This is a genomic window from Pseudoxanthomonas sp. (assembly GCF_035999195.1).
Taxonomy (GTDB): domain Bacteria; phylum Pseudomonadota; class Gammaproteobacteria; order Xanthomonadales; family Xanthomonadaceae; genus Pseudoxanthomonas_A.
In genome coordinates this window covers 2,158,160-2,183,932 of record NZ_DASYGY010000009.1, presented here as the reverse complement: position 1 = coordinate 2,183,932, position 25,773 = coordinate 2,158,160, and the positions used below count along the sequence as shown (strand labels likewise).

Here is a 25,773-nt window from a genome sequence, read left to right as displayed (position 1 = left end):
TGCACGAAAAACATCGCGACTTACGTCGCTCCCACAGTTGTTGATCCCCCACCGGTCAGACTTATCGGAACACCACCGTCCGGTGCCCGTTCAGCAGGATGCGGTGCTCCACGTGGCGGCGCACCGCGCGCGCGAGCACCAGCGATTCGATGTCGCTGCCCATGCGCACCAGTTCCTTGGGCGTCATGGCGTGGTCCACGCGGGCGACGTCCTGTTCGATGATCGGGCCTTCGTCCAGGTCGCGCGTCACGTAGTGCGCGGTGGCGCCGATGATCTTGACCCCGCGCTGGTGCGCCTGGTGGTACGGCTTGGCGCCCTTGAAGCTGGGCAGGAAGCTGTGGTGGATGTTGATGGCGCGGCCGGCCAGCGCGTCGCACAGCTCGGGCGAGAGGATCTGCATGTAGCGCGCCAGCACCACCAGGTCGATCCGCTCGCGTTCGACCAGGTCGACGATCTGCCGTTCCTGCGCGGTGCGGTTGTCGGCCGAGACCGGCAGATGGTGGAAGGCCACGCCGTAGGACTGCGCCAGCGGGGCGAAGTCCGCATGGTTGGAGGCGATGCAGGCGATCTCCACCGGCAGCTGCCGGCTGTGCACGCGGAACAGCAGGTCGTTGAGGCAATGGCCCTGCTTGCTGACCAGCACCATCAGGCGCGCCTTGCGGCTGGCATCGTGGATCCGCCAGTCCATGCCGAACATCTCCGCCAGCGAGGCGAAGCCCTCCTGCAGCACGTCGATCTCGGCCGTGCCGGGTACGTCGAAATGCACGCGCAGGAAGAACCGTCCCGATTCCTCGTCGCCGAACTGCTGCGCGTCGAGGATGTTGCAGCCGGATTCGTACAGCAGCCCGGTGACGCGGTAGACGATGCCGGTGGTGTCGGGGCAGGAAAGGGTCAGGATGTGGTCGCGGCGCATGGGGGTATCGGTAGGATCATTCGCAACGTGCGGCGGTGATGCGGTTCTGCGCATCGAGGTAGACACGCAGGCGGTCGCGGCGGGCGTCGTGCTTGACGGCGGTGGTCGGGCCGATCGGATTGACCAGTCCGGCACCGCTTTCGCTGGACAGCCGCTTGAGCGTGGCTTCGTCCGCCGGTCGCCCGACCGCCCAGCCCAGCGACGCATCGCTGCACAGGCCGTCCCCGGCCACCTGCGGTCCCGGCGTGCTGACGCAGGCGGACACCGCCAGGGCGCCGGCGATCGCGCCGACGACACGGAGGGACGAACGAAGGAAGTGATGGGGGAAGGCCATGGCAGCGTCTCCGGGGCGGTGAGGCTCGCTGTTTAGCACATCGCCGGGACGGCCGCTGTGGCGGCGCATGCCTACAGATCGAACGCCAGCAGGTCGTGCCCGGTGGCCGCGCGTACCACGCGCCGGTACAGCACGTTGCCGCTGCCGCCGTTGGTCAATGCGACGAGCGCGCGCCGGCCGCGGGCATCGCCCAGGGCGAAGTTCTTGAAGATGCCGCCGTTGCTGCCCGAGTGGTAGAACACCGGGCCGCGCGGGGTGACTTCCAGGTTCCAGCCCAGGCCCTTGTCGGTCCAGCGGCCGGGCGCGTCGATCTGCTTCGTCAGCATCGCCGTGCGCGTGGCCTCGCTGATCTGCCAGGGCTCGCGTTGCGTGCGCACCATCAGCGCCATGAAGCGCGCGTAATCGGTCGGCGTGGTACGCAGGCTGGCCGCCGCATTGGCGAGGATATCGCCGGGCCAGTTCACCAGGCCTTTCGGCGTGATGGCCTGCACCTCGGGCAACGCCCGCTGCGCGTCTTCGTACCGCCATGCCGACAGCGGCTTGCCCCAGCGCTCGGCGACGGTCTGCGCGGCGTTCCAGGTGTCGCGCAGCATCTGCGGGGGCATGCCGTGCCCTTCGTCATCGACCGCGCGATGGCCATACACCGAACGCGTGGCGAGGTCGGTATTCCAGGTGTAGCTGCTGTCGCGCATGCCGGCGGGGCCGAACAGCAGGCGCTGCATCGACGCGTCCAGGCTCTCGCCGGTCAGCGTCTCCACCACCAGCTGAAGCCAGAAGATCGCTTCGCCGGAGTAGTCGATGCGCGTACCTGGCTTCACTGCGGGCACCAGCTTCTCGTTCGCCGGGTCTTTGCGCCAGTTGGGCATGCCGGTGGAATGGCGCAGCACGTCGCGGGCGGTGACCAGGTCGGTCCACGGATGATCGGCCAGGTAGTCCATGCGCCGGTAGCGCACCAGCGGTGCATCCAGATCGATCACGCCCTGGTCCGCCAGCTGCAGCACCAGGTAGGCGAACACCGGCTTGCTGAGCGAGGCGTCCTCGAACAGGGTGTTGTCCGCCACCGGCGTTCGCGTTTGCGCATTCAGCACGCCGAGGTTGCGCGACCACACGACGTCACCACGCTCGACGACGGCCATGCCGATGGCGGGCACGCGCAGCGCCTGCATCAGGCGAGGGAGATCGGCGAGAAAGGCGTCGGGTGGAACCCAGTCCGCGGCATCGTCGCAGGCGGCGGCCGATGCGAGGGGTGGCCAGACACCTGCCGCCAGCTGCGTGGCCACCAGTGCGGACAACCAGCGGCGGCGGTGGGGGCAACGTGGAGCGGCGTCAGGCGTCATAGGGCTGCACGAAGAAGGAGCCTGCAGAAGCATGACGAACGACCTAGCCGAACCCCGCTCCGGGTCCGGAGCGATCCCCGATGCGATCACGCTCGGCGACCTGTATCGCGCAATGGCCTGGTCCGGGGCATGCAGGGTGTCGCGGTGGCGGGCCAAGGCCCGCCCTACGCGTCGGCAGGGACCAGGGGCGGCGCCTGCGTGGGTCGGCCCAGCGGGTCGAGCGCGATCATCACGAAGTGGCCGCGCGTGCACAGTTTGCGCTCGCCGGTCAGCAGGTTCTCGGTGATGACCTCGACGTCGACGTTCATCGAGCTGCGCCCGACCTTGACCACGCGCGCGACCACTTCCACCAGATCGCCCTTGTGGATGGGCTGGTTGAAGTCGACCTGTTCCGAACGCGCGGTGACCACGGTGGTGCGCGCGTAACGCGACGCGGCGATGAAGGCCGACATGTCCATCCACGCCAGCGCCTGGCCGCCGAACAACGTGCCCAGGTGGTTGGTGTGGTCGGGGAAGACCATGTGCAGTAGGCGCGCCTCGGTAGGGCGCGCTTCCGCGGTGGGCAGATCGGTCATGGTAATGCTCCGGTATGCGTGCTCCCGGCGGGAGCATAGCGCGGAGGATGTTGTGCTGATGTAGGAGCGACGTGAGTCGCGACCGCATGAACGAATGGCCAGGATACCTGGAGGACGGCTTATGACGCGGTACCCAGCGCCGATCTCGCAGGGGCGACGCTGCGACATGGGGGTTTCATTGCCGCGGTCGCGACTCGCGTCGCTCCTACAACGCGTGCATGCTAGAACGCGTGGTCGAAGCCGACTTCGCCCTGCACGCCCAGCTGGTACGCGGAGACGCGGCGCTCGAAGAAGTTGGTCAGTTCCTGCACGTCCTGCAGCTCCATGAAGGGCAGCGGGTTGCGCACGTCGTAGCGCTTGGGCATGCCGAGCTTGGCGAAGTGCTGGTCGGCGCAGTGCTGCAGGTACTGGCGCATGTCCCGCGTGGAGATGCCGGCCACCCCGCCGGACAGCACGTCCTCGGCGAACTGCACTTCGCACTCGATCGCCTCTTCAAGCATGTCGTAGACCTGCTGCTGCATGCGGTCGTCGAACAGGTCCGGCTCTTCCTCGCGCACGGTACGCACGCACTCGAACGCGAACTCCATGTGGCAGCTCTCGTCGCGGAACACCCAGTTGGTGCCGCTGGCCAGGCCCGGCAGCAGGCCGCGCGAGCGGAAGTAGTACACGTAGGCGAACGCGGCGAAGAAGAACAGGCCTTCAATGCAGGCGGCGAAGCAGATCTGGTTGAGCAGGAACTGGCGGCGCTGCTCGCGCGTCTCGATCCGTTTCATGTCCTGCAGCGAATCGATCCACTTGAAGCAGAAGTCGGCCTTCTTCTTGATCGCCGGGATGTTCTCGACCGCGGCGAACGCCTTGAAGCGCTCGGACGGATCGGGCAGGTAGTTGTCCAGCAGCGTCAGGTAGAACTGCACGTGCAGCGCTTCCTCGTACAGCTGCCGCGACAGGTACATGCGCGCCTCGGGCGCGTTGAGGTGCTGGTAGAGGTTCAGCACCAGGTTGTTCGACACGATGGAATCGCCGGTGGCGAAGAAGGCGACCAGCCGGTGGATCAGGTGGCGGTCGGCCGGCGTCATCTTCGAGTGCAGGTCGGTGATGTCGATCTGGAAGTTGATCTCCTCCACCGTCCACGTGTTCTTGATGGCGTCGCGGTACATGTCATAGAACTGCGGGTAGCGCATCGGGCGCAGCGTCAGTTCGAAGCCGGGGTCTAGCAGCATCTGCTTGGGGTGTGCGGACATGGTGCGGTGGTCTCTTGGTTCCTTCTCCCTCCGGGAGAAGGTGCCCGTAGGGCGGATGAGGGTGCGGCGACGGCAGCGGCGGCGACACGTCGTGACGCCGCCGTACCCTCACCCCAACCCCTCTCCCGGTGGGAGAGGGGCTCGATCGAGAAGGTGGCGCGTCCTTGCGCCGGGAACGTCCGTGTTCCTGTTCCAGGGGTCGTCGGCCGGAGCCGGCGCAGGGGAGCGGTTACTGGCAGGCCTCGCAGGCTTCGGGGTTCTCGAGCGAACACGCAATCGCCTCCGCCGGCGTGTATTCGCGCTTCGGCTCCGCGGCGGCGGCGCTGCTGACCGTGGTCTTGGCGATGCGGGTGGCCGGGCGCGAGCGCAGGTAGTAGGTGGTCTTGATGCCCCGCTTCCAGGCGTACATGTACATGGACGACAGCGCGCCGATGTTCGGGCTTTCCATGAACAGGTTGAGCGAGGCCGACTGGTCGATGAAGGCGCCGCGGTCGGCGGCCATGTCGATCAGCGAGCGCATCGGCAGTTCCCACGCCGTGCGGTAGACCTGCTGCAGCGTCTCCGGGATCTGCGCCATGCCCTGGATGGAGCCTTCCGCCAGCTTGATCGCATCGCGGGTTTCCGGCGTCCACAGGCCGAGCTTCTTCAGCTCGTCCACCAGGTAGCGGTTGACCTGCAGGAAGTCGCCCGACAGCGTCTCGCGCTTGAACAGGTTGGACACCTGCGGCTCCACGCATTCGTAGCAGCCGGCGATCGAGGCGATGGTCGCGGTCGGGGCGATGGCAATCAGCAGCGAGTTGCGCAGGCCGTGCTCCCTGATGCGCTCGCGCAGCGCGTCCCAGCGCTCGCGGTTTTCCGGTACCACGCTCCATGCGTCGAACTGCAGCTCGCCGTTCGCCGCGCGGGTGTCGGCGAAGGACGGATGGCGGCCGCGTTCCTGCGCCAGGTCCACCGACGTCTCCAGTGCGTGGAAATAGATGGTTTCGGCGATCTTCGCCGACAGCGCGCGCGCCTCGGCGCTGTCGAACGGCAGGCGCAGCTTGAAGAACACGTCCTGCAGGCCCATGCAGCCCAGGCCCACCGGCCGCCAGCGCAGGTTGCCGCGGCGCGCGGTCTCGATCGGATAGAAGTTCAGGTCGATCACGCGGTCCAGCTGGCGCACGGCCAGACGGACGGTTTCGGCCAGCTTGTCGAAATCGAACCACTCGCGGCCGGTCTCGGCATCGCGGTCGAAATGGCGCGCCAGATTGATCGACCCCAAGTTGCACACCGCGGTCTCGTCCGCCGAGGTGACCTCCAGGATCTCGGTGCACAGGTTCGACAGGTGGATCACGTTGCCCGGCCGCAGCGTCTGGTTGCTGGCGGCGTTGCACTTGTCCTTGAACGTCATCCAGCCGTTGCCGGTCTCGGCCAGCGTGCGCATCATCCGGCCGTACAGCTTGCGGGCGGAAACGGTCTTGATCGCCTTGCCCTGCAGCTCGGCCTGCGTGTACGCCAGATCGAATGCCGCGCCATACAGATCTGTCAGTTCCGGCACCACGCGCGGATCGAACAGCGACCAGTCCTGGTCGGCCTCCACGCGCTTCATGAACAGGTCCGGCACCCAGTTGGCCAGGTTGAGGTTGTGCGTGCGGCGCGCTTCGTCGCCGGTGTTGTCGCGCAGTTCCAGGAAATCCTCGATGTCGGCATGCCAGGTTTCCAGGTACACGCAGGCCGCGCCCTTGCGCTTGCCGCCCTGGTTGACCGCCGCGACCGAGGAGTCCAGCGTCTTCAGCCACGGCACGATGCCGTTGCTGTGGCCGTTGGTGGACTTGATCAGCGAGCCGCGCGACCGCACGCGCGTGTAGCTCACGCCGATGCCGCCGCTGAACTTGCTCAGCTGGGCGATATCGCCGTACCTGGCGTAGATCGATTCCAGCGTGTCCTGCGGCGAGTCCAGCAGGAAGCACGAGGACAGCTGCTCGTGCGTGGTGCCGCTGTTGAACAGCGTCGGCGAGCTGGGCAGGTAGTCCAGGTGGCCCATGCGGCGGTACAGCGCCAGCGCTTCCGGCACGTCCTCGCTCAGCGCGCAGGCGATGCGCAGGAAGAACTGCTGCGGCGTCTCGATCACCTTGCGCGTGTGTGGGTGGCGCAGCAGGTAGCGGTCGTACAGCGTGCGCAGGCCGAAGTAGTCGAAGTGCAGGTCGAGCGAGGCGTCCAGCGCATCGTTGAGCTTGCGCGCGTTGGTCTGCACGAAGTTCAGCAGGCGCTCGTTGATCAGGCCGACCTCGTGGCCGCGCGTCACCGACTGCGAGAACGCATGGATCTCCTGGCCGGTGACTTCCTTGGTGATGTAGCCGGCCAGCAGGCGCGCGGCCAGGCGGCTGTATTCGGGCTCCTCGCCGGTCAGCAGCGCGGCGGTGCGGATCGACAGTTCGTCCAGTTCGCGCGTGCTGGCGCCGTCGTACAGGCCGGAGATGGTGCGGGTGGCCACGCGCATCGGGTCGATGGCATGCAGGCCTTCGCAGTTGCGCTGCACCGCGCGCACGATCTTGTTGAGGTCCACCGGCTCGCGGCTGCCGTTGCGCTTGGTCACGCTCATGGCGGTGGCGGTGGGCGGCGGGGTCAGGGCGAACGCGTCCTTCTGGGACGGGATGGTGCCGGCGTCGGCGACGGCGGTGTCGGTCGGGGTCATGCGAGTCCTCCATGCGTGGTGCACGCGGCGGCCCGTCCCTCGCAGGGCTGCGCAAGGCCGGATGGAGGATCACAGTGGGGAAGCGGCGTCGCAGGGGACGCGACCGCGCAGACGGACTGCGGGCGCCCTGCTTCGCCAGCCCTCTCCCCCCGGAGAATCCGCGGCCGGCACCGCGCGGTGTGCATCGCGCGGCTGTCGGCAGGTCTTCGGACTCATGGGCGCGAAGGGCGAGCCTTCTTCCTACACCCACCGCTTCCCAAGGCATGGCGCCTCAGTGCTGGTGGCGGGTTCGTTCCCAATTACCGCTGCGGGGCAGTGCCGGAGTGGCGCGAACGCGTCACCGGCTTCCCGTTTTAATCCCGTGGCTTGCGACCACCGGAACCGACGGCCACAAGATAGTGGGGGTGCCGGGAAGCGTCAACACGAAATGTTGTGTGGAACAGCGCTCGTCGGTGCCATGCGGGTTTCACGGTTTCGCATTGCTGCGCTGAGTCCTTCTCCCCGCTGGGCGGGGAGAAGGTGCCCGAAGAGCCTGCCCCGTACTTGATACGGGGGCGGATGAGGGGCAGGCGCGGTCACGACTCGCGAGTGGAGCGCTTCGTTATCAACGGAATGTTGTCCCGATCCAACGAAGTGAGGTGTCCGGACTCCGTTCGCCCCTCACCCGCCCGTTGGGCACCCTCTCCCCGTTGTACGGGGAGAGGGAGTAAGACGTCAGGCGTCAGCATCGTAGGGTGGGCCTTGGCCCATCGCACGCGTCGAGTGCCGTGGAGAGGTGGCGACACCGCCGATCGCCGGGTCGCGTCGTGAGGCCCGGCGTGGCAATGGCGGGCCGGGGCCCGCCCTACGTCAGCGCCGCAGCGCGGCGATTGAGGCATCCTGCGCCCGCGCGTACAGCGCGAACGGATCATGGATCGCCTTGCCCAGCGCAGCCTCGAACGCCTCCTGGTTGGCATGCGCGTCGTAGGCGCGCTGTTCGCCGCCGCCGAGGTTGGACTGGAAGATGCCGGCCGCGCTGACCGGCAGGAAGTCCTCGTAGACGATGGGGTCGGCGACGGCGAAGCCGGCGTCGACCAGCGCATCCGGCGTCAGCGCGGCGCGTTCGCTGGCCGGCATGGCCGCGCCGGCATCGATCAGGCGGTAGCGGAAGTAGCCCAGGCCATCGCGGCGCAGCGCGGTCTCGTCGTCCGGAAATTCCGCGAACGCCTCCGCCAGCCGCTGCGGATAGTCCGCCGCGGTATTGCCGGCGCCGCCCGCCTGGCGCACCTGCGCCAGCAGGCGGTCGTAGAGCTCGCGCCCGGCCGGGGTCAGCGCCAGGCCGCGCTGTTCGATCTCGCCGAAACGCGCGCTGTGGCTGCCGGGCACCAGCGTGCCGGTGGCGTCGGGGAAGGCGACCTCCTCTTCCAGCGCCTTGAAGCTGGTCTGCCGCAGCAGGATGGGCACGGCGCGGCGCGGTGGGCCTTCGATCAGCGCCTTGGCCTGCAGGCCGCGTTCCAGCATCGCGGCCTGCGCGGCGTCGATGTCCAGGGTGCGCGGGGTGAGGTGGTTGATGTGCGGGCCGCGGAAACTGACCACGTCGGCGACCAGGCGGTGCAGGCCATGCAGCGCGCGGTAGGTCTCCAGCGAGACGGTCGCATCGCCATGCCAGCGGAAGGTTTCCAGCACCTCGGCGACGAAGCGCTGCGCATCGGCGTCGGACAGGCCGCCGTCGCGTTCGGCCTGGTCCACCAGCGCGCGCGCGCCGGCGGTGAAGATGTCGCGCCGCGCCAGGATCGCCTCCGCTTCGGCACGCAGCGCGGCATCGGCGATCAGCTCCAGCCGCAGCAGCGAGGTGAAGATGCGGAACGGATTCGCCGCCAGCGCTTCTTCGGTCAGCGGCCGGAAGGCGGTGGCGTGCACCGGCACGCCGGCCACGGTCAGGTCGTAGTAGCCCACCGGGTGCATGCCCATCAGCGCGAACACACGGCCCAGCATCGCCAGTTCCGCCGGCGTGCCCACGCGGATGGCGCCATGGCGCTCCAGGTCCAGGCGCTCGGTTTCGCCGGTGCGCTGCAGGCGTTCGGCCAGCGCCGGATCGCGTTGCAGCGTGTCGGCGTTGATGTCGCCGACCAGCGCGATCAGGTCGCCATACAGCGGCACCTCGGCGCGGTACATGTCGGACATGGCCTGGGCGAACAGGCAGCGGATGCGGTCGGGCGAAACGAAGGCGGTCATGGGGCTCGGCGTGCGGGCGGCGTGGGGCCGCCGGGGGCGCGTATTGTCGCCGGCCGCGCCGGCCCGGGCCACTCTCAACCCCTCGGACGACCGTCGTCCGTGCCGCCGGGGACATACCCGGGCGGACCGAACAGGGTCATGCCCACCTGCCGCAGGCCACGCGCGCGCCGCAGGTCGCGCAGCAGCTTCACCCAGGCGTGGAAGGCGATCTTCACCGGGTTGTAGCTGCGCACCGGATCCACCAGTCCATAGCGGATCGGCACGCCGGGGCGTTCCTCGCGGCAGGTACCGAACAGGCGGTCGAACACGATCAGCACGCCGCCGTAGTTGCAGTCCAGGTATTCCGGATTGCTGGCGTGGTGCACGCGGTGGTGCGCCGGCGTGTTGAACACGAACTCGATGGGGCGTGGCAGGCGCGGCACCAGTTCCGTGTGCAGCCAGTACTGGTACAGCAGGTTCAGCGCCAGCGCGCCGACCACGTACGGCACCGGGAAGCCCAGCCAGACCAGTGGGCCGAAGAACACTGCCGCGCCGGTCAGCTTGCCGGTCCAGCCGAGGCGGTACGCCGTGGACAGGTTGTACTGCTCGGCCGAGTGATGCACCGAATGGTTCAGCCAGAACCAGCGCACGCGGTGGTCGGCGCGGTGCATCCAGTAATAGCAGAACTCCTGGCCGACGAAGAGCGCGATCCAGTGCCAGGGGCGGTCCATCGCGATCGTGGTCAGGCGGAATTCCCAGATCGCGAACAGCAGCACGCCCACCAGGCCGCCCTGGATCAGCAGGCCGAGCAGCGCGCGGCCGGCCGCATCGCCGAACGAGGCCCAGTAGCCTTTCCAGTCGTAGCGCACGCCGCGCCGGGCGAGCCACGCCGCCTCCAGCGCGGCGATGGCGACGAGGATGAGCAACGGCAGCGGCAAGCCGGCGAACAGGCGGAGGTCCTCCATCGCTCGGACTCAGCGCGTGCGCCGCGCGGCCATCTTCTGGCCCGCCGCGCGCATTTCGTCCGGCGACAGCGTGCCGTTGCCGTCGGCATCGAGCGTGTCGAAGCGCTTGGCGAGGCGCGGCAGTTTCGCCTCCGCCTCGGCCTTGTCGATCACGCCATCGCCATTGGTGTCGGCGGCTTTCAGGCGTTCAAGCAGGGCGGCCTTCTGCTCGTCGGTGAGCGCGCGCTGCTGCGCGGCGACGGGGGCGGCCAGCGCGAACACGGACAGCGCGGTGGCGAACGGAAGCAGGATGGAACGCGACATCGGGAATCTCCAAGTGAAGGAAAGAAAAGGTGCAGGCGCGGCGGCGCGGGAATGCATCCGTGCGGCAGGGGGGAGTGCCCTGCCACCGCGCCTGCGGGAAAGCAGGTGCCGCCGTCCGGTCAGTGGCCGCGCGGACAGGCGATGACGTCACCGGCGGCACTGGTGCAGCTGCGGCTGTGCACCAGCGTGCCGTCCGAGACCGTCGTGCTGCCGGTATAGCCGTTGCCGTTCGCACCGGTGGCGGTGGTGGTGCGCGCGCCGGTCACGTTGCCGTCGGCATCGCGGCTGATGCCGCCGCTGGTACTGGCGCTGCCGCCGTTGGGGCCGTTCGCGTACGCGCTGCCCTGGCGGCCGGCGCTGCCATCGGCGTTGCGGTAGGCGCTGCGCTCGGCACCGGCGCTGCCTCCGTGGACGCCGGCGATGCGGCCGTTGCGCGACGCGCTGGCGTTGCCCTGGCCGTCGGCCTGCCACGCGCGCTGGCGCTGGCTCTCGAAGCGCGCGTTGCTGCGCTCGACGGCGACGCTGCCGCCCTGCGGGGTGCGCTGCACGGCGCGGCTGCGCTCGCGGGCGTCGGCGTGGCCGGCGAACAGCGCGGTGGCGCACAGCACGAAGGCGGTGGCGATCAGGAGCGGGGTCTTGCTCATGGCGGAATCCTCGTCGGGGAAGGGAAGGCCGCACGGGGAAGCGGCGGCAGCGCCACGGTAGGCCGGGCCACGCGGGCAGGTGTGTCGTGGTTGCCAGCGGATGTGTCTGCCGGCCATGACGGACATATCTGCTTACAAACGGGCCGCTGACAGGGTTTGCCGGCCGTCGCGACGGCGGGCGATAGTGGCCGCATGGACGACACCCTGCCCCGTGTGTTGCTGGTCGACGACGATCTGCGCCTGCGCGAGCTGCTGCAGCGCTACCTGCAGTCGCAGGGCTTCGACGTGCGCGGCGTGGGCGATGGCGTGCAGCTGCGGCAGGCGCTGGACCGCGGCCACTTCGACCTGATCGTGCTGGACCTGATGCTGCCCGGCGAAAGCGGCCTGGACATCTGCCGCCGCCTGCGCGGCCAGGGCGATGCCACGCCCATCGTCATGCTCACGGCGAAGGGCGACGAGATCGACCGCATCGTCGGCCTTGAGATCGGCGCGGACGATTACGTGCCCAAGCCGGTCAATCCGCGCGAACTGCTGGCGCGCATCCGCTCGGTGCTGCGGCGCACGCGCCCCGTCCCGGGCGCACCGCAACCCGAGGGCGGCGAGGTGGCGTTCGGTCCGTTCCGTCTCGACCTCGGCCGGCGCGAACTGACCCGCGATGGCGCGCTGCTGCGGCTGACCGGCGGCGAGTTCGCCGTGCTGTCGGTGCTGCTGCGGCACCCGCGCCAGCCGCTCAGCCGCGACCGCCTGATGAGTCTGGCGCGCGGGCGAGAGCACGACGCCTTCGAGCGCAGCATGGACGTCACCATCGCGCGCCTGCGCCGTTTGCTGGAAGACGATCCGCGGCAGCCGCGCCTGATCCAGACGGTCTGGGGCGTGGGCTATGTGTTCGTGCCGCCGGAGGCCGCGCCATGAGGTCGCCGCTGCCGCGCAGCGTGTTCGGCCAACTGGTGCTGGTGATCGCGCTGGTGCTGATCGGCGCGGGCGTGCTGGCGCTGGTGCTGGGGCGCGAACTGGCCACGCGACCGGCGGCGGACCAGTTGCTGCGCGCCATGCAGGGCTTCGCCGACGTCGTCGAAGCGCTCGATCAACACCAGCCGCATGCGCGCACCGTCGCGCAGCTGCGCGATGCCGGCCTGGAGGTGCGCAGCACGCCGCCGGCCGACGCGCGGCCGCGCTTCGCGCCGTTGCTGCGTGAACTGCGCGAACAGGCCGCCGGCACGCTGGGCGCCGGTCGCGAGCTGCGCATGGATGCCGGCCGTGGCTTGCGGGTGATCTGGCTGAAACCGGCCACGCGTGAACCGCTGTGGGTCTCGTTCGCCTACGACCGCCCCGGCACCGGCGTGCGCCGGTTCTCTGTGTTCATGCTGATCGGCTGCGTGGCGCTGGTGTGGCTGGCTGCGGCGTACTTCGCCCGTCGCCTGGTGCAGCCGCTGCGCCGGCTCGCCGCCGCCGCGCCGGCCATCGTGCGCGGCGATGCGCCGCCGCCGGTGCATGCGCGTGGCCCGCGCGAAGTGACGGACCTGGCGCAGGCGCTGGGCGATGCCAGTCGCGATGTGCGGGCCGCCGCGGACGAGCGCGCGCTGCTGCTGGCCGGCATCTCGCACGACCTGCGCACGCCCTTGACGCGCCTGCAGTTCGCGCTGGAGATGGTCCCCGATAACGATCCCGACCTGACCCGCAGCATGCATCGCGACATCGCCGAGATGGACGCCATCCTCGGCCAGTTCATCGCCTTCGCGCGCGACGGTCGCGACGAAGGCAGCGAGACCGTCGACCTGGCCGCGATCTGCCGGCACGCGGTCGCCGCGTCCTCGAAGGGCTGGCGGGTCGACCTTCCCGAGCACGCGCTGCTGCCCGGCAAACCGATGGCGCTGCTGCGCGCGGTCGAGAACCTGCTGGTCAACGCCGAGCGGCATGGTGCGTTGCCGCTGTCGCTGCGGCTGTGGGCCGAAGGATCGGCCTGGGTGGTCGAGGTCGCCGACGGCGGCCCCGGCCTGTCCGCCGAGGCTGCCGAACGCGCCCGCCAGCCCTTCGTCCACGACCAGGCACAGGGCGGCAGCGGCCTGGGCCTGCCGATCGTCGACCGCGTCGCGCGCCAGCATGGCGGCGCGCTGCGACTGTTGCCGAACACGCCCCACGGCCTGCGTGCGCAACTGGTGGTGCGCGCCGGCTGAATCGATGGCCCCACGAGGTGATGCGATGAAGAAGCCGTTCCGCGCCGGCCTGCTGGCCGTCGCCCTGATCGTGATGCTGCCGCCGCTGGCGGCCCAGACCTTCCGCGAACGCCTGCAGCAGGCGCGCGAGGCCTCGCGGCAGCCCGCCGCGCGCGCGCCGGCCCTCCCGGCGGGCGCGAGGGCGCTGCGCGATGTCGCCTATGGCGACGATCCGCGCCAGCGTTTCGATGTCTACCTGCCGGCGCAGCCGCGCAACGCGCCGATCCTGCTGTTCGTCCACGGCGGCGGCTGGGCCAACGGCAACAAGGACAATCCCGGCGTGGTCGAGAACAAGGCCGCCTACTGGCTGCCGGAGGGCTACATCCTGGTCTCCACCAACTACCGCCTGCGGCCGGACACCGCGCCGCTCGACCAGGCACGCGATGTCGCCCGTGCGTTGGCCGCCGTGCAGCGGCGTGCACCCGGGTGGAACGGCGACGCCTCGCGCGTGCTGCTGATGGGCCACTCCGCCGGCGCGCATCTCGCCGCGCTGGTCGGTGCCTCGTCCACGCTGTGGCGCGAGGCCGGCGCGACGGCACCGCGCGCCGTCGTGTCGCTGGACAGCGGCGCGCTGGACGTGCCGCTGACGATGAAGAAGCCACCACTGCCGCGCATCTACGACACCGCCTTCGGCAGGAACCCGGCCGACTGGATCGCCGCCTCGCCGTACCACCAGCTCACCCGCGACGCAGTGCCGATGCTGTTCGTCTGCTCCTCCCACCGCAGGGATGCCTGCCCGCAGGGCCGCGCGATGGCCGAGAAGGCCGAGACGCTGGGCCTGACGATGGCGGTGCTGCCGCAGGATCTCTCGCACGCGGAAGTGAACCGCGAGCTCGGCTTGCCGTCGGATTACACGAACGCGGTGGATGGGTTCATGCGACGCCACGTGCCGTAACCGACGCATCCCCGTGGGAGCGACGTGAGTCGCGATGGCCATCGGTAAAGCCTCATCGCGACTCACGTCGCTCCCACAACAGCGCCCCTCATCCGCCTTCGGCACCTTCTCCCCGTCGGCACGGGGAGAAGGAACGACGAGACACCTCAGCGCATGATCCGCACCGCGCCGAGGGCCTGCTGCAGGCGTGCCTGTGCCGTGGCCTCGTCGAACGGCGGCGTGGTGGCCGGGTCGTGCGTGCCGGTGACGATCAGGTCGATGGCGAGGCAGTGGCCGTTGCGCACGCTGCGGTAGGCGTCGAGCGTGCGGTAGTGGTGCGGCGAGGATTCGGCCACGTGGACATGACGGAAGGGTTGGCCATCGATGCGGACATCCTCGCCCCTGGCCACACCCGGCACCGCGGGAATCTGCCGGCAGGTCACCACGGCGTGCGCATCGCGGCTGGCGCCGATGCGGAATTCGGCGGCGGCCGTGCGATCCGATCCCTCCAGCACCAGGGCCAGCAGCGGCGCGCCACCATCGCGCTCGCGTCCCGGCAACGCATTCCATCCCGCGTCGCCGCCGGGCAGGTCATGCCGGTCTTCGTGGCGCGGAACGAAACCGGGCACGGGGGCGAGGGCGATGCCGCGCGTCGCGTCGGCGAACTGCGCGTCGGGCGGCGGGGCCTGCGGCGGTGGCCGGTGTTCGGCGATCACCAGCGCCGTTTCCAGCGCCGCGACCACGTCGCCGCGTTCGGGTGGGCGTTCGCAGCCCAGCGCCAGCAGGGAGGCCAGGGCGGCGGCCAGACAGGCCGGAAGCGGCGGCGTTCTCATCGCATCCTCCTCGACGGAGACCCGGGCGCAGTGTCGCACGGCGCGCGTTAAACATCCGCTGCGGCAGGGGTCAGTGTCCGGCGCCTGCCAGCAGTGGCAAGGCCATGGCCGCCGTGGCGCGCCAGACGTGGTCGGCCTGCGCGGACAGCGCGGTCGGCTCCGGATTGATCTCGACGACGACGGCGCCCCGGCGCTGTGCAAGGGCGGGCAGTCCGGCCGCCGGATACACCAGCCCCGACGTACCCACCACCAGCATCAGCGCGCAACCGGTCGCCGCTTCCGTGGCGGCCTCCCACGCATCGTCCGGCAGCGCTTCGCCGAACCACACCACGCCCGGGCGGATGCGGTCCCCGCAGCCGGTGCAGCGCATCGGTTCGACCCGCTGCGCGCCGTCGACGCAGTCGTCGAGCGGGCCGTCATGTGCGCGCCCGCAGGCGAAGCAGCGCAGGGCGAACAGGCTGCCGTGCACATGCGCGTCGACCACGCTGCCGGCGCGCTCGTGCAGGTCGTCCACGTTCTGGGTGACCAGCGACAGCGGCAGGCGACGCGCGAGATCGGCCAGGGCGCGATGCCCCGCATTCGGCTGCGCATCGCGCACCCCTTGCATGCGCCAGCGATACCAACCCCAGACGAGTGCGGGATCCTCGCGCCACGCCTCGGCGGTCGCCAGCCGCATCGGATCGAAGCGCGACCACAGGCTGTCGTGGGTGCCGCGGAAGGTCGGGATGCCGCTTTCGGCCGACATACCGGCGCCGGTCAGCACGCACACGTTGCCGCCCTCGTCGATGGTCCGCTGCAGCGCGTGTGCGATCGCGGCGGGCACGCGCTCCATCGCTCAGGCCTTGTGCGGCGTGGCCAGGTACTCGGCGCTCTGCATCTCGATCAGGCGCGAGGCCGTGCGCTCGAACGCGCCCTGCAGCCGGGTGCCGTCGTACAGTGCGGTCGGCGCGGCGGCCGCGGTGCAGACCAGGTTGACGTGGCGGTCGTACAGCTCGTCGATCAGGTTGACGAAGCGGCGCGCCGCGTCCTCGTTCATGCGGTCGAAGGTGGGAATGCCGCCCAGCAGCACGGTGTTGAACTCGTGCGCGACCTCGATGTAGTCCGTCGTTCCGCGCGGACCTTCGCACAGCGCCGCGAAGTCGAACCACGCGATGCTCTTGCCGCGCCCCCGCACCGGGATCTTGCGGCTGTCGATCTCGATGTTGCCGCCCTGCGCCGCGTCGCCGCCGCTGAGTTCGCGCCAGCGCATCGCCAGCCAGTCGTCGGCGGCGCCGTCCAGCGGCGTGCGATACACCGGCGAACGGGTCAGCGCGCGCAGGCGGTAGTCTTCCTGCCCGTCCGAGCGCAGCACCACGCAGTGCTGTTGCAGCAGCTCGATGGCCGGCAGGAAGCCCGCGCGCTGCAGGCCGTCCTTGTACAGGTTCTCCGGTGCGGTGTTCGACGTGGTCACCAGCGCAATGCCTTCGGCGAACATGCGTTCCAGCAGCCGGGCCAGCAGCATCGCATCGCCGATGTCGGTGACGAAGAATTCGTCCAGCACCAGCACCCGCAGCTTGCCGCGCGCCTCGCGCACGATCTTCGCCAGCGGATCGGCTTCGCCCGCATGCAGGCGCAGGCGCTCGTGCACGCCGCGCATGAAGCGGTGGAAGTGCGTGCGGTACTTGCCGCCGCCCTCGCCGTGCGCCTTGTTCTGCGACACGGAATACGTCGGCAGCGGCAGGTTGTCGTAGAACAGGTCGACCAGGAAGGTCTTGCCGCGGCCGACCTCGCCCCAGTAGTACAGGCCCTTCACCGTCTCCGGAGGCTTGCCGAACAGGCGGCCGAGCAGGCCGGGCGCGCCGTCGTCCGCCAGCAGCGCCGCATGGATGCGGTCCAGTTCCGCCAGCGCCGGATGCTGCGCCGGATCGTCCTGCCACTGGCCCTGCGCCGCGCCGCGCGCGTACACCTGCGACGGCGTGGGCGCCTCGCCGTTCGCTTCGTCCGTCATCACGCCGGCACGTAGCCTTTCATCGCGTGCTTGATGGCGCCGCGCAGGTCCATCAGCTTGCGGTGGAAGAAGTGGCTGGTCTCCGGCATGCGGATCAGTTCCGGCGGCTGCTTCAGGCTGTCGATCCAGTCGTAGACCGCCTGCGGCTCGACGATCTCGTCCTCCTCGCCCTGGATCACCAGCCACGGACAGGTCGGGGGCACGATCGCGGCGAAATCCCAGCGGCCGGCGGGCGGCGCGATCGACAGCAGCGCATCGGGCTGCAGCGCGTCGGTCGCGCGCAGCGACACGTACGCACCGAAGCTGAAACCGGCCAGCCACAGCTGCGTGCCGGGCCGGTGTTCGCGCACCCACCGCACCACCGCGCGCAGGTCGTCCACTTCGCCATCGCCATGGTCGAACAGGCCGGCCGACGCGCCGGTGCCGCGGAAGTTGAAGCGCACCGTCACCGCGCCGAGTTCGCGCAGGCTGCGCGCGGCCATCACCACCACCTTGTTGTGCATGGTGCCGCCTTCGGTGGGCAGCGGATGGCAGACCACGGCAGTCAACGGCGCGACCGGCTCGCCTTCTTCCGGCCAGTCGACGTGGGCTTCCAGCGGGCCGTCGGGGCCGTCGAGGGTGATCGGGCCGGACGCGGAGGGGAAGGCGGGATTCGTCATGCCGCCATGATAAGCCCTGGCTGCGCACGGCGATGTCAGTCCCAGCTTCCGTCATTCCGGCGGCTCGCAACAGCCGAACGGCTGGTCAAGCCGGAAGCGCTTTACAACGACCGCATGGCCGGTCACCCGGCGACGTTCCCCGGGGAGCAAGAAGCGTCACTGGGCCCCGGCCAGCGCCGTGGTGACGCGCAAGGAATGACGGCGTCAGGCGTGCGACCAAGGTCCCGCAGCGCCGCGCGCAGCGCTGTGCGATCCTGCCGTCCCCACGCCGCACCCGCCGCACCATGGCATTCGATGCCTTCGCCCTGATCCTGACCCTGCTGGCGCTCGGCATGCTGTTCGCGCGCCTGCGCGTGTTCCCCGACAACGCCGCCGACGTGCTCAACCGCGTGGTGCTGTACGTCTGCCTGCCGGCGGCGGTGCTGACCTACGTGCCGCGGCTGCGCCTGGACATTTCGCTGGCCGGCGTGATCGTCACGCCGTGGCTGTTGACCGTGGCCACCGTCGCGCTGGTCGCGCTGGCCACGCGCGTGCTGAAGTTCCGCCGCGACGAGCACGCCGTGCTGCTGCTGTGCGTGGCGTTGTGCAACAGCAGCTTCATCGGCTACCCGATGGTGCGCGCGCTGCTGGGCGAGCAGGCGCTGCCGTATGCGGTGGTGTACGACCAGTTCGGTACCTTCATCCTGCTGTACACGTTCGGCCTGTACGTGCTGGCGCGGTATGGCGGCGATGCGCCGCCGACGGCACGCGAGATCGGCCTGCGCATCCTGAAGTTCCCACCGGTGTGGGCGCTGCTGTTCGGCCTGACGCTGATGCCGGAACAGCCGCCGGCGTGGATCGGCTCGGCGCTGCAGAAACTCGCCGATGCGATGCTGCCGCTGGTGATGCTGGCGGTCGGCCTGACCCTGCAGCTGAAGCTGCCGCGCGACGAACTCAAGCCGCTCGCCGTCGGCCTGCTGCTGCGCCTGCTGGTGATGCCCGCGCTCGCGGTGCCGCTGTCGCTGGCGTTCGGCATGACCGGCGGTATGCTGCAGGCGAACGTGCTGGAATCGGCCATGCCGCCCATGATCACCGCCGCCGCGCTGGCCATCGCGCACCAGCTCGCGCCACGGCTCGCGGCCGCACTGGTCGGCTACGGCATCCTGCTGTCGCTGGTGACGTTGCCGCTGTGGGCGTGGGTGGTGGGACAGCTGGTGCGCTAGCGACGGTCTGGACCACCGCCGTCGTTCCCGCGCAGGCTGGGATCCAGCGACTTCATGGCAAGCGAGGACACCGGGTCACCGGTCAGTCGGCTGTCGAGGCGCGCGTCACGCCTTACCAGACGTGCGTCTGTTGAAAGCCGCGGGAATGCCAGAGGCAGAGGCCGCTGGCGCAGGATGTATCGTTCGTGCGAACGTGGCCGCCGTTCCCGACAGGAGTGGGCAATGCGCAAGGCAAGGCAGATCGGTGCGTGGCTGGTATTGATGGCGTCGGCTTTGGTTTCATCGCCGTCCTTCGCACAGGAAGGTCCGCCCCCGGAGGTGCCGGGCCGGGTCGAATCCGATCCAAGGCTCGCGGCCGCCAGCCAGGCCTGGCACGACGCATGGCGCGTCAACATCGAAACGCACCTGCGCACCGTCGCTGCGCGCGGTACGCCGCGCGACCTCTTGATCGCGGGATGGCTGTGGCCAAGGAGTGGCGACGATGTGGACATCCAGGCGCGCGCCTGGGACCAATCCCGTACCTGGATCCAGGCCGCCTACGACGCCTCCACCGGCGACGATCCGCTGGTGGACTGGGCGCTGCTGAATGCCTGCCCCAAGAACCATGCCCGCTGCGACCGCGACCGTCTGCTGCAGTGGTTGATGGCGGTCGATGAGGGCAACGCCGAACTCCTGCTCACGGCCTACCACGACGCCGTCGAACGCAAGGACATGGCATCCGCCGAGCGGTACTGGCAGGCAGCCGCCGATGCGACCCACTATCGCGGGCATTTCAACAACGTCGGCCTGCTGATGGCCGCGACGCTGCGACAGGTACCGGCGCCGCCGCTGGATCCCGCGTTGGCGGCCGCGATGGGCGAGGACTTCCGGATCGGTCGGGCCGTCACGCCGCAGGAGCTTGCCGACATGGGGGTGATGGGCATCAATGCGGCGATCGCCATGCCTTCGCTGCTTCCGGTCACGCAACGATGCCGGCCGCAGGTCGGTGAATTGCCGGCCGATGCGCGATCCACCTGCAAGCACCTCTACACGCTGATGGCCGCCGACACATCCATGCTGATCATGCCCGCCGTCGCGTTGCCGCAACTGGTGCGGTGGGCCGATACGGAGGTCGAACGCACGACCGCACGCGAGCGCCTGCGCCAGTTCGCCTGGGTGTACGAGAACGTCATGCAGCTGTACCAGCGACCTGCAGAGGCGCGACGCTTGCCGGACGATCATGTCGATGTCTTCCTGCGCGACGGCGAACTCGCCGCCATGCGCCACCAGCTGCAGGCCAACGGCATCGCCGGCGAACCGCCCGCTGGCTGGCAACCGGCCGACCCGAACTACCGCGCCCTGCTGACCGGCACGCCGCCAGCCCCCTGACCACCTTCGCATCGCGTTGACCATGCCGGTGGAAGCATCGGCTGCGGAGGTCACGCCATGTTCGATGGATGGGAATCGCAGGTGTCGGTGGTCGCGCGCATCGCCTTCGCGATGCTGCTGGGCGGCATGATCGGGCTGGAACGCGAGATCAAGGACCGGCCCGCCGGCTTTCGCACGCATACGCTGGTGGCCGCCGCCGCCGCGATGCTCACCGGCATGGGCGAGATGATGCTGGCGCAGGCGCAGCACAACGAAGAGCGGGTGCAGATCGATCCGTTCCGGCTGGTGGAAGCGGTGATCGCCGGCGTCGCCTTCATCGGCGCCGGCACCATGATCGCGCAGCGCGGCCGCACCATCGCCGGCATCACCACCGCCGCCTCGCTGTTGATGGTGGCGGTGATCGGCGTGGCGGTCGGCTTCGGCCATGGCTGGCTGGCGCTGCTGGCCACGCTGCTGACGCTGGCCGTGCTCTCGGTGCTGGCGTGGATCGAGCGGCGCGTGTCGCGGGGCAAGGCGCGCGACGACCTGCCCGACCGCTGAGCGACCGGCCGCGACAGCGCGACGCCGCCGGCATCACGCGATCAGCCGCGTTCCGCGTCGCGACGGCACGCCCGGCTCCTGCGGGCGTGCCGACCATGCGTCCGCCATCACCCGCACCGCCTGCACCAGTTGTTCCTCGGGTCGCGCGAATGGAATCCGCAGCCACTGGTCGGCACCGCCTTCCACGCTGAAGACCGGCCCCGGCGCCAGGTGCACGCCGCGGCGCTCCACATCCACGGCCAGTTGCGTCGCGCTGCCGTGCGGCATCCGCACCCACAGCGACATGCCGCCGTCGGGCAGGCGGAAACGCCAGTCGGGCAGGTGCTCGCGCAGGGCGCCGGCCAGGGCGTCGCGGCGTTGCCGCAGCTGCTCGCGGCGTGCGGACAGCACGTCGTCGGCATCCAGCATCTCCGCCACCACCAGCTGGTCGAACAGCGAACTGCCCAGGTCCATCTGCACGCGTGCGGCGATCAGGCGGTCCACCGCCTCGCGTGGTGCGCGGATCCAGCCCACGCGCAAGCCGCCCCAGCACAGCTTCGAGGCGCTGCCGACGGTATAGGTGTCCGGTGCGTGCAAGGCGAACGGCGCCGGCATGGGTGCGTCGCCCAGGCCGGTGGACTGCAGCGTCTCGTCGACGATCGCCACCGTACGCGTGGCGTGCAGCGCGGCGGCATAGCGGGCGCGCTGCGCGTCGTCCATCAGGAAGCCGGTGGGGTTCTGGAAATCCGGAATCAGGTAGGCGATGCGCGGCGCGGTCTGCCGCAGCGTCGCGTCGATGGCGGCCAGGTCCCAGCCTTCGTCGCCCAGCGCATCGGCCAGCGGCGCGCTGACCAGGCGTCCGCCGCCGAGCCGCAGCGCTTCGATCGCGTTCGAGTACACCGGCGATTCGATCATCACGCGGTCGCCCGGCCGCGTCAGCGCCCGCGCGATGATCGCGGTCGCCGACAGCGCGCCGGTGGTGATGACGATCTGTTCCACCGCCGTCGGCAGGCCGCGCTGCGTGTAGCCCGCGGCGACGCGTGCCCGCAGCGCCGGCAGTCCCGAGGGCAGGTAGCCGTCGCTGGCCAGGTAGGCGGGCAGTGCGTCGAGCGCGCGCGCATAGGCGGCGGCAACGCCCGGCGTGGCGGCACCGGCCGCGCAGTTGAGGTCGATCACGCCATCGGCCGCGTGCGCCCGGTCCACCGTGTGCAACGCATGGTCGTGCGCGCGCCGGCGGTCGATGGGCACGGTGGCGTAGGTGCCGGCGCCCTGCCGCGCGGTGGCGAAGCCGGCCGCCACCAGGTCGGCGTAGGCGCGGGTCACGGTGTTGCGCGAGACGCCCAGTGCCCGGGTGACCGCGCGCTCGCTGGGCAGTCGCGTGCCCAAGGGAATGCGGCCGTCGCCGATCAGTTCCTGCAGCGCCTGGCGCAGGCCGCGATAGGCGGGCGAGCGAGGAAAGTCGCCGACCAGCGTGGCGAGGCGATCGGGGGCCAGTGAGCGTTCCATGGGGCCACTATCGCAGGATTGGCTCTGGAGAAAAGGGCCAATATTGGAGATGGTGGCCCCATGAAACCGCTCACGCCGCCCAACGGCCTCGCCAATCTCGGTCCCCTCGCCCAACTGAAAGCCGGCCGCCTGCCGGAACGCCTGCTGCGCCTGCTGGTCGGCCTGTGGCTGTACGGGCTGGCCATCGCGCTGATGATCGAAGGCGCGGTCGGCGCCTCGCCGTGGGACGTCTTCCACCTGGGCGTGTCGCGGCACGTGCCGCTGTCGTTCGGCATGGTGATGGTGCTCACCGCCGTGGGCGTGCTGCTGGCGTGGATTCCGCTGCGGCAGATGCCGGGCGTGGGCACGCTCGCCAACACGCTGCTGCTGGGTCCGTTCGCCGACCTCAACCTGGCCCTGCTGGGCACGCCGGAGGGACTGCCGTTGCGTATCGCTTACCTGGTCGCCGGTGTGGTGCTGTGCGCGATCGCCACCGCGCTGTACATCGGCGCGCAGCTGGGCCCGGGTCCGCGCGACGGCTTGATGACGGGACTCGCGCGCCGTACCGGCTGGTCGATCCGCCGCATCCGCACGCTGATTGAAGTCACCGTGCTGATCATCGGCATGCTGCTCGGCGGCGTCGCCGGTGTCGGCACCGTGCTGTTCGCGTTCGGCGTGGGCCCGCTGACGCAGTTCTTCCTGCGCTACCTCGTGGTGCGCCTCGATCCGCCCGTCGCCGTCGCCGGAGAAACGCCATGACCGCTGCCGTGCTGCGCTACAGCGCCTTCACCACCGACCCGCACGGCGGCAATCCCGCCGGCGTGGTGCTGGATGCGCGCGGCCTGTCGGCCGATGCCATGCAGCGCATCGCCGCCGACGTGGGGTATTCGGAAACCGCGTTCCTGTCGCCGCGCGCGGACGGCGATCTCGATGTGCGCTATTTCAGTCCGCTGGCCGAAGTGAGTTTCTGCGGGCATGCCACCATCGCAGCGATGGTCGCGCGTGCGCACAAGGAGGGTCCCGGCGATGTCCTGCTGCACACGCAGGTCGGCCCCGTGCGGGTCACCGTCGATGCCGGCTTCACCGCCACGCTGACCAGCGTCGCGCCGCGCGTCGATGCGTTGTCGTCCGCCGATCTCGACGCACTGCTCGCGACGCTCGGTTGGCATCACGAAGATCTCGATCCCGCACTGCCGCCCGCGCTGGCGTATGCGGGTGCATGGCATCCGGTCATCGCCGCCGCCTCGCGTGCACGCCTGGCCGACCTGCACTACGACTTCGATGCCCTCGCCACCCTGATGGCCGCACGCGGCTGGACGACCATCAACCTGGTCTGGCGCGAAGACGCGCACACCCTGCACGCACGCAATCCCTTCCCGCCAGGTGGCGTGGTGGAAGATCCGGCGACCGGCGCGGCGGCCGCGGCATTGGGTGCATATCTGGCGTCGCAGGATCTGTTGTCCGACCAACGCAGGTTCACCATCCACCAGGGGCATGATCTCGGGCGACCGAGTGTGTTGCGGGTGGCGGTGCCGGTGGATGTAAGCGAGGGGGTAAGGGTGAGTGGGACGGCGGTGGAGATTGGGGTGGGGGGTTGAGGCAGCCATCACCAAGGTTGGGGTTGATGGCTGACGGGTGAAGCATGTCTGTGGCGCTTCTGCACTCCACGTTCCGGCATGCGCCCAACGCCGGCGTGCACTAACGCATCGCCTGCCTTGACGCATGATGGGTAGGGCGTGAACATCCACACAGCCCTGGGAATGGGGCCTACTGGGCGTTAGCCGCGCATGGGGGATTTGGGTGTCTGACGTCTACGTGGGGCTGACTGGCTTGGAACTCGCGTCAGATGCCATTGACCTCGGCGAAGGGGTTCTAATCCAGCGCACAAGCGCCCGCTTCCTCACTCCGCTCACCTTAGAAAATCCAGACAAAACTGTTCGCCTAGAAGACATACGCCCAGCGTATTGGCAGTTCGGGGCTAGGCGCATGGATATAACCGCTGAGCTGAAGCTCTCGTCTGCGGGTGAACCGGACATCGCGAAGTGCATAGAACGCGCATCGATCATCGTTCTCACCATCAGGTTATGGTGCGACCCTTCCGTCACCATGGCGGTTGTCGCAGATCGACCGTTTGGCCAGCTGACCGAGATGAGAGGCAACGATCATGCAAAGGTGTTCCCGCTAGAGGTCTCGCCTCGCTTCTTTGCTCTTGAGCCGGCGAATCGTGAGCAAATGGCTGAAAAGCTTGAGTGGGTGCAGCAAAATTGGGTGAAAGCAGAGGTCCTCTATCGGCAGAGCCAAGAATTTAGACTCGCAGCTGATGCATTGAGCGCTGGCCAGTTCATAAAAAACGACGCTTTGGCCCTGATCTCGTTGTGGGGAGCACTGGAAGCTCTTTTTTCTCCGTCCACGTCTGAGCTTAAATTCCGCGTTTCCGCCCTGATCGCCGCCTATCTAGAGCCGTTGGGACCCGCCCGCCTCGCAAAGCAGAAGGAGATCGGAGCGCTTTACGATAAGCGATCGGCTGCGGCGCACGGGAAACCTCGTCACAACGCAAGTGATCTACTGAGCACTTTTGATCTCGTCAGAACGGTGCTGTTGCGCATGGTTAGAGAAGAAAAGATTCCTTCAAAACAGAAGCTTGAAGAGCTGCTGTTTGGATGCAGCTAGCGACCCTCTGCGCGGCGCAGCTAACAATTCGCCCAAGCCGACGCCGTTTCGCGGCGGAGTTAACTAAGGTATTAAGCGGCATGGACAATATCAGGCAACGTGTAGCAACTTGGGTCGCATCTCTTCCTCTAGAGGTTGACGCTGGCTCGTTGTATGCACGTTGTCCTATAGCTCACAAATGGAAAGCAACATTCCGGAGCGTCCTCGTCCGTGAAGCGTCGTTGTGGCGCATGGCAGATCTCGGAGCGGCGTTTATCGACTTGGTTGATTCAAGTAGGTACTTGTCTGCCCGTATAGTTCTGCGCAGTGCTTGTGAGACGTCTGCGCTGCTCGCTTATCTAAACAAGAAGCTAAACGATGTGGTCTCTGGCCAAATTGACTTCGATTCTTTTGATGAAATTACAAAGCAGTTGCTGCTCGGCGGAAAGAATGAAGATTATTTTCAGCCAGTGAATGTTCTTACGGCTTTGACGCACTTCGCCAAGGATCATCCTATGATCCTTGAGATCTACAATAGGCTGAGTGAGGATGCTCATCCAAATGCTGCTGGGATGATCTACGGATTTAGCACCAGCCAGCCCGAGATCTTCTTGACCAGCTTTTCAAACAGATTCTCTGCAATAGACCCCATTAGAAATCACACGATCGCTTCTGCGGATTTGGTGTTCTTATGCTACGAACAGCAGTACAACGAGATTTGGCCTCATAGATTTGAGGCACTCGAGCAATGGCTACGGGACAATGATCAGAGGCTTGAGGCGTTGCGAACTCGCGCCTAGCGATT

Annotated in this window: 25 protein-coding genes and 1 riboswitch; of the genes, 10 read left to right on the top strand and 15 right to left on the bottom strand. The window is 68.8% G+C overall.

The features are described from left to right. Positions 1-61: 61 nt before the first annotated feature. From purU to VGN58_RS17145, 10 genes are all read right to left on the bottom strand, one after another. Entirely contained in the window at positions 62-913 is an 852-nt protein-coding gene (gene purU / locus VGN58_RS17190; RefSeq protein WP_327484388.1) for a formyltetrahydrofolate deformylase, read from the bottom strand. Positions 914-929: 16 nt separating this feature from the next. Then, a complete protein-coding gene (locus tag VGN58_RS17185; protein WP_327484387.1) occupies positions 930-1,247 on the bottom strand; it encodes a hypothetical protein in 318 nt (105 codons plus the stop codon). 71 nt (positions 1,248-1,318) lie between these two features. Then, a complete protein-coding gene (locus VGN58_RS17180; protein WP_327484386.1) occupies positions 1,319-2,584 on the bottom strand; it encodes a serine hydrolase domain-containing protein in 1,266 nt (421 codons plus the stop codon). Positions 2,585-2,748: 164 nt separating this feature from the next. Next, on the bottom strand, positions 2,749-3,159 hold the full coding sequence (locus VGN58_RS17175; RefSeq protein ID WP_327484385.1) for an acyl-CoA thioesterase: 411 nt from the start codon (positions 3,157-3,159) through the stop codon (positions 2,749-2,751). 221 nt (positions 3,160-3,380) lie between these two features. Continuing rightward, positions 3,381-4,400 (bottom strand): ribonucleotide-diphosphate reductase subunit beta, encoded by a 1,020-nt coding sequence (locus VGN58_RS17170; RefSeq protein WP_327484384.1) that lies wholly within the window; start codon positions 4,398-4,400, stop codon positions 3,381-3,383. Positions 4,401-4,629: 229 nt separating this feature from the next. Further along, a complete protein-coding gene (locus tag VGN58_RS17165) occupies positions 4,630-7,074 on the bottom strand; it encodes a ribonucleoside-diphosphate reductase subunit alpha (protein ID WP_414710812.1) in 2,445 nt (814 codons plus the stop codon). Positions 7,075-7,254: 180 nt separating this feature from the next. Then, a riboswitch (cobalamin riboswitch) is annotated at positions 7,255-7,475 on the bottom strand. A 448-nt stretch (positions 7,476-7,923) separates the two neighbouring features. Continuing rightward, positions 7,924-9,288 carry a 2-oxoadipate dioxygenase/decarboxylase HglS gene (gene hglS, locus VGN58_RS17160; RefSeq protein ID WP_327484383.1) on the bottom strand — a complete coding sequence of 455 codons (1,365 nt, stop codon included), beginning with the start codon at positions 9,286-9,288 and terminating at the stop codon, positions 7,924-7,926. A 74-nt stretch (positions 9,289-9,362) separates the two neighbouring features. Beyond that, the gene (locus tag VGN58_RS17155; RefSeq protein WP_327484382.1) at positions 9,363-10,232 is read right to left on the bottom strand and encodes a sterol desaturase family protein; all 870 of its coding nucleotides are present in this window, start codon (positions 10,230-10,232) and stop codon (positions 9,363-9,365) included. Between the two features lie 9 nt (positions 10,233-10,241). After that, positions 10,242-10,535 (bottom strand): EF-hand domain-containing protein, encoded by a 294-nt coding sequence (locus tag VGN58_RS17150; RefSeq protein WP_327484381.1) that lies wholly within the window; start codon positions 10,533-10,535, stop codon positions 10,242-10,244. 119 nt (positions 10,536-10,654) lie between these two features. Beyond that, a complete protein-coding gene (locus VGN58_RS17145) occupies positions 10,655-11,179 on the bottom strand; it encodes a hypothetical protein (protein ID WP_327484380.1) in 525 nt (174 codons plus the stop codon). A gap of 192 nt (positions 11,180-11,371) precedes the next feature. Here VGN58_RS17145 and ompR point away from each other — a divergent pair, with 192 nt between their 5' ends. From ompR to VGN58_RS17130, 3 genes are read left to right on the top strand one after another with little or no spacing between them, the layout of a single operon-like run. Next, positions 11,372-12,091, top strand: a complete 720-nt coding sequence (ompR, locus tag VGN58_RS17140; RefSeq protein ID WP_327484379.1) for a two-component system response regulator OmpR — start codon at positions 11,372-11,374, stop codon at positions 12,089-12,091. Next, positions 12,088-13,353 (top strand): ATP-binding protein, encoded by a 1,266-nt coding sequence (locus tag VGN58_RS17135; protein ID WP_327484378.1) that lies wholly within the window; start codon positions 12,088-12,090, stop codon positions 13,351-13,353. The genes ompR and VGN58_RS17135 overlap by 4 nt, the downstream gene beginning before the upstream one ends. Before the next feature lie 25 nt (positions 13,354-13,378). Continuing rightward, complete coding sequence (locus VGN58_RS17130) at positions 13,379-14,287, top strand: alpha/beta hydrolase (RefSeq protein WP_327484377.1); 909 nt, start codon at positions 13,379-13,381, stop codon at positions 14,285-14,287. A gap of 146 nt (positions 14,288-14,433) precedes the next feature. On the opposite strand, the gene VGN58_RS17125 is transcribed toward VGN58_RS17130, so the two are convergent. From VGN58_RS17125 to VGN58_RS17110, 4 genes are all read right to left on the bottom strand, one after another. Beyond that, positions 14,434-15,099, bottom strand: a complete 666-nt coding sequence (locus tag VGN58_RS17125) for a hypothetical protein (RefSeq protein WP_327484376.1) — start codon at positions 15,097-15,099, stop codon at positions 14,434-14,436. A gap of 70 nt (positions 15,100-15,169) precedes the next feature. Further along, a complete protein-coding gene (locus VGN58_RS17120; RefSeq protein WP_327484375.1) occupies positions 15,170-15,931 on the bottom strand; it encodes an NAD-dependent deacylase in 762 nt (253 codons plus the stop codon). A 3-nt stretch (positions 15,932-15,934) separates the two neighbouring features. Beyond that, positions 15,935-17,086, bottom strand: a complete 1,152-nt coding sequence (zapE, locus tag VGN58_RS17115; protein ID WP_327484374.1) for a cell division protein ZapE — start codon at positions 17,084-17,086, stop codon at positions 15,935-15,937. Beyond that, complete coding sequence (locus tag VGN58_RS17110) at positions 17,086-17,745, bottom strand: alpha/beta hydrolase (RefSeq protein ID WP_327484373.1); 660 nt, start codon at positions 17,743-17,745, stop codon at positions 17,086-17,088. The genes zapE and VGN58_RS17110 overlap by 1 nt, the downstream gene beginning before the upstream one ends. A gap of 284 nt (positions 17,746-18,029) precedes the next feature. Here VGN58_RS17110 and VGN58_RS17105 point away from each other — a divergent pair, with 284 nt between their 5' ends. From VGN58_RS17105 to VGN58_RS17095, 3 genes are all read left to right on the top strand, one after another. Then, positions 18,030-18,947, top strand: a complete 918-nt coding sequence (locus tag VGN58_RS17105) for an AEC family transporter (RefSeq protein ID WP_327484372.1) — start codon at positions 18,030-18,032, stop codon at positions 18,945-18,947. A gap of 222 nt (positions 18,948-19,169) precedes the next feature. After that, complete coding sequence (locus VGN58_RS17100) at positions 19,170-20,315, top strand: hypothetical protein (RefSeq protein ID WP_327484371.1); 1,146 nt, start codon at positions 19,170-19,172, stop codon at positions 20,313-20,315. A 57-nt stretch (positions 20,316-20,372) separates the two neighbouring features. Then, positions 20,373-20,855 (top strand): MgtC/SapB family protein, encoded by a 483-nt coding sequence (locus VGN58_RS17095; protein ID WP_327484370.1) that lies wholly within the window; start codon positions 20,373-20,375, stop codon positions 20,853-20,855. Between the two features lie 33 nt (positions 20,856-20,888). On the opposite strand, the gene VGN58_RS17090 is transcribed toward VGN58_RS17095, so the two are convergent. Then, positions 20,889-22,340 (bottom strand): PLP-dependent aminotransferase family protein, encoded by a 1,452-nt coding sequence (locus VGN58_RS17090; RefSeq protein WP_327484369.1) that lies wholly within the window; start codon positions 22,338-22,340, stop codon positions 20,889-20,891. Positions 22,341-22,400: 60 nt separating this feature from the next. Here VGN58_RS17090 and VGN58_RS17085 point away from each other — a divergent pair, with 60 nt between their 5' ends. The 4 genes from VGN58_RS17085 to VGN58_RS17070 all read left to right on the top strand — a co-directional run bounded on the left by VGN58_RS17085 (position 22,401) and on the right by VGN58_RS17070 (position 25,768). Then, a complete protein-coding gene (locus VGN58_RS17085; RefSeq protein ID WP_327484368.1) occupies positions 22,401-23,078 on the top strand; it encodes a hypothetical protein in 678 nt (225 codons plus the stop codon). Continuing rightward, positions 23,075-23,917: a PhzF family phenazine biosynthesis isomerase gene (locus tag VGN58_RS17080; protein ID WP_327484367.1), complete on the top strand. Its 843-nt coding sequence runs from the start codon at positions 23,075-23,077 to the stop codon at positions 23,915-23,917. Before VGN58_RS17085 ends, VGN58_RS17080 begins: the two co-directional genes overlap by 4 nt. A gap of 202 nt (positions 23,918-24,119) precedes the next feature. Beyond that, positions 24,120-24,989, top strand: coding sequence for a hypothetical protein (locus tag VGN58_RS17075; protein ID WP_327484366.1), 870 nt, complete (start codon positions 24,120-24,122; stop codon positions 24,987-24,989). A gap of 80 nt (positions 24,990-25,069) precedes the next feature. Then, positions 25,070-25,768 carry a hypothetical protein gene (locus VGN58_RS17070; RefSeq protein WP_327484365.1) on the top strand — a complete coding sequence of 233 codons (699 nt, stop codon included), beginning with the start codon at positions 25,070-25,072 and terminating at the stop codon, positions 25,766-25,768. Positions 25,769-25,773 lie beyond the last annotated feature (5 nt).